Source organism: Bordetella petrii (genome assembly GCF_020991325.1).
Lineage (GTDB): Bacteria > Pseudomonadota > Gammaproteobacteria > Burkholderiales > Burkholderiaceae_B > Bordetella_A > Bordetella_A petrii_E.
In genome coordinates this window covers 1-3,446 of the sequence record NZ_JAJMLX010000381.1, presented here as the reverse complement: position 1 = coordinate 3,446, position 3,446 = coordinate 1, and the positions used below count along the sequence as shown (strand labels likewise).

Annotated in this window: 2 protein-coding genes; both read left to right on the top strand. The window is 66.8% G+C overall.

Annotation, left to right across the window (positions count from 1 at the left end; genetic code table 11):
- Positions 1–336: 336 nt before the first annotated feature.
- Entirely contained in the window at positions 337–1,323 is a 987-nt protein-coding gene (locus tag LPZ50_RS23255) for a c-type cytochrome (RefSeq protein WP_230665230.1), read from the top strand.
- Positions 1,320–3,446, top strand: a 2,127-nt coding sequence (locus LPZ50_RS23250) for a cbb3-type cytochrome c oxidase subunit I (RefSeq protein WP_230665229.1), incomplete at its 3' end; no start/stop codon positions are given. The genes LPZ50_RS23255 and LPZ50_RS23250, both read left to right, overlap by 4 nt.

Genomic DNA, 3,446 nt, shown 5'->3' with positions numbered 1-3,446 from the left:
AGCATGGCCACCAGCCCGGCGCCCAGCCAGGCGCGGCCGCGCGCCGGCCCAGGTGCCGTGCGCTCCCGAACGCTGCGCGGCCTTGCAGAGATGGTGCTATGCATGGTGATCCCCTTCTTGCAAGCCTCTCAAGCAAGTTCTTTGCCCGCTCGCGCCAGCCCGTGGCGGCACTCGCCCAGGCACGGCATTTGCAGCAAAAAAGGCCGGTGGTGTGTAAATATTTCCCGTTATGTTCAGGATGCTGTCAGGCGCAGGCTGGCTTGCCGACGCCGGGCATGGCGCGTGCTTTGCATGGCGGCGATCCGCCTTCGCCCTTGCCCGCCCGCTCATATTCCTATGCCCGACTTCAGCGCCGCCGCTGCCTTAGCCGTACTGCCGACGATCTGGGCGGATCGCCAGTCGGCGCTGCATCCCGCAGGCGGGCGGGCGGCCTTCGCTGCGGAAGCTGCCTGGGCCCTGTTCGCCGGCGGCGCGTTGATCTTCCTGCTGGTCCTGATCGCGCTGGCCGTGGCGCTGTACGGCCCTCCGGCCTGGCGCCGGCGCGTGTCCGGCCACGCCATGGTCATGGGCGCCGGCATCGTCTTCCCGGTGGTGGTGCTGTCGGCCCTGCTGGTCTACAGCCTGGGCCTCGCGGCCGCCATGCTGCGCAGCGAGCCTCCCGCGGCGGCGCGCATCGAGATCATGGGCGAAATGTGGTGGTGGCGGGTGCGCTATCTGGATCAAGACGGGCACGTGTTGTTCGAAACCGCCAACGAAATACGCATCCCGGTCGGCCAGCCCGTGGATCTGCTGCTGGGATCGGAAAACGTGGTGCACAGCTTCTGGGTGCCCAATCTGGCCGGCAAGCTGGACATGGTGCCGGGACGCATCAATCGCCTGCGCATCCAGGCTGATGTCGCTGGCCGCTACCGCGGCCAGTGCGCCGAATTCTGCGGCGCCCAGCACGCCAAGATGATGTTCGACGTGCAGGCCCTGTCCGCCCCGGCATTCCAGGCCTGGCAGCAGGCGCAGCAACAACCCGGCGCGGCGCCCCCCGTTGCTGCGCCGCAACTGCGCCAGGGGCAGCAAATATTCTTGCAGGCCTGTGCGCAGTGCCATACAGTGCGCGGCACGCGGGCCGCCGGCCGCCAGGGCCCCGACCTGACGCACGTGGGCAGCCGCCTGTCACTGGCTTCGGGAGTGCTGCCGAACAATGTGGGCACACTGGCGGGCTGGATCGCCGGCAGCCAGCACATCAAGCCCGGCAATGGCATGCCTGCGTTCAACCAGTTGTCGGGCACGCAACTACGCGCCGTGGCGCGCTACCTGGAAAACCTGCAATGAAGCCCGGCATGCTGCCGAACCCATTGCCGCGCCCCGACGGCGAACGGGAACGCCTGGAACGCATCTGGCGGCGGCCCACGGGCTGGCGCGCCATTACCGTCGTGAACAACAACTACATCGGGCTGCTGTACATCGGCACGGCGCTGCTGTTTTTCCTGCTGGCGGGCATTCTGGCATTGCTGATGCGCGCGCAACTGGCCGTGCCCGACAACGACCTGATCGGCCATGCCCTGTACAACCAGCTGTTCACCATGCATGGCACGGTGATGATGTTCTTGTTCGCGGTGCCGGCGGTGGAAGCCATGGCGGTGCTGTTGCTGCCCAATATGCTGGGTGCGCGCGATCTGCCGTTTCCGCGGCTGTCGTCGTATGCCTATTGGGCCTATGCCATCGGCGGCCTGGTGTTCTTCTGCAGCATTTTCACTGGCATGGCGCCCGACGGCGGATGGTTCATGTACCCGCCCCTGACCAGTTCGGCGTATTCTCCCGCGCTGAATGCCGACCTGTGGCTGCTGGGCATCGGTTTCATCGAGATCTCGGCCATCGCGGGCGCCATCGAGCTGGCCATCGGCATTCTGCGCACCCGTGCGCCGGGCATGACCCTGGACAGAATGCCGATCTTTGCCTGGATCATGCTGGCGTTCTCGGGCATGGTGATCGTGGCCTTTCCCGCGATCATCGTGGCCACCTTGCTGCTGGAACTGGAACGAGCCTTCGGCCTGCCATTCTTCATTGCCGGCAAAGGCGGCGACCCCTTGCTGTGGCAGCACCTGTTCTGGCTGTTCGGCCACCCCGAGGTCTACATCATCTTCCTGCCTGCGGCCGGCATGGTGTCGATGATCATTCCCGCCATGACGGGGCGGCCCCTGGTGGGATACAGGATGGTGGTAATGGCCGTGGTGGCCACCAGCTTCCTCAGCTTCGGCCTGTGGGTGCACCATATGTTCGCCACGGGCATCCCGCAGTTGTCGCTGAGCTTTGCCTCGGCCGCCAGCATGGCGGTGGCCATCCCCACGGGCGTGCAGATCTTCGCCTGGATCGCCACCATCGCCCTGGCCCCGCGCCTGCGGCCCATTCAAACGCCCATGCTGTTCATCCTGGGGTTCTTTTTCATTTTCGTGCTGGGAGGCCTGACCGGCGTGATGGTGGCCGTGATTCCCTTCGATTGGCAGGCGCATGACAGCTATTTCATCGTGGCGCATCTGCACTATGTGCTGGTGGGCGGCATGGTGTTTCCACTGTTCGGGGCGTTTTACTACTGGATGCCGGCCGTCAGCGCTCGCCCCATGTCCGAACGCCTGGGACGCTGGACATTCTGGCTGATGTTCACGGGCGTCAACGTCGCCTTCTTCCCCATGCACATGGTGGGCCTGGCCGGCATGCCCCGCCGGGTGTACACCTATGCCGACAGCTATGGCTGGGGTGCGCTGAATATGGTGTCCACGGCGGGCGCCTACCTGATCGCCGCGGGCGTGCTGGTATTTCTGGCAGACCTGGCGCGCAATCTGCGCCCTTCGGTTGCCGGCAATGCCGGTAATGTGTGGCAGGCGGGCACCCTGGAATGGCTGCCCGCCGGTGTGGCCGGGCCGCGCAGCGTGCCGGTGGTCGCCAGCCGCGAGCCCTTGTGGGACCAACCCGGCCTGGCCGCCGATGTCGAGGCCGGGCACTATTACCTGCCAGGCGCTCCCACTGGCGGGCGCAGCACGCTGGTGACCAGCGCCATCGAGGCGCGGCCGCAATACGTGCTGCAGTTGCCGGGCCCCGGCTGGGCGCCCGTGCTAGCCGCTCTGGGCACGGCGGGTTTCTTCCTGCTGCTGACGGTGAAAATGACGACCCTGGCCGCCCTGTTCGGGCTGCTGGCCATCGTGATGATGCTGCGCTGGATGTGGGGCTCGGACCCCGGCGCCACGCGCGACCCCGTCGATATCGGCGGCGGGCTGCGCCTGCCGGTGTACTGCGCCGGGCCGGGCTCGCATTCGTGGTGGGCCATGGCCATGCTGGTCATCGTATGCGCCAGCATCTTCAGCGCCCTGCTGTTTGCCTACTTCTTCCTGTGGACCACCTCGCCCGATGTGTGGCCGGCGCCCGCGGCCTTGCCCGGCGCCGACCGGCCCGCCGCCTGC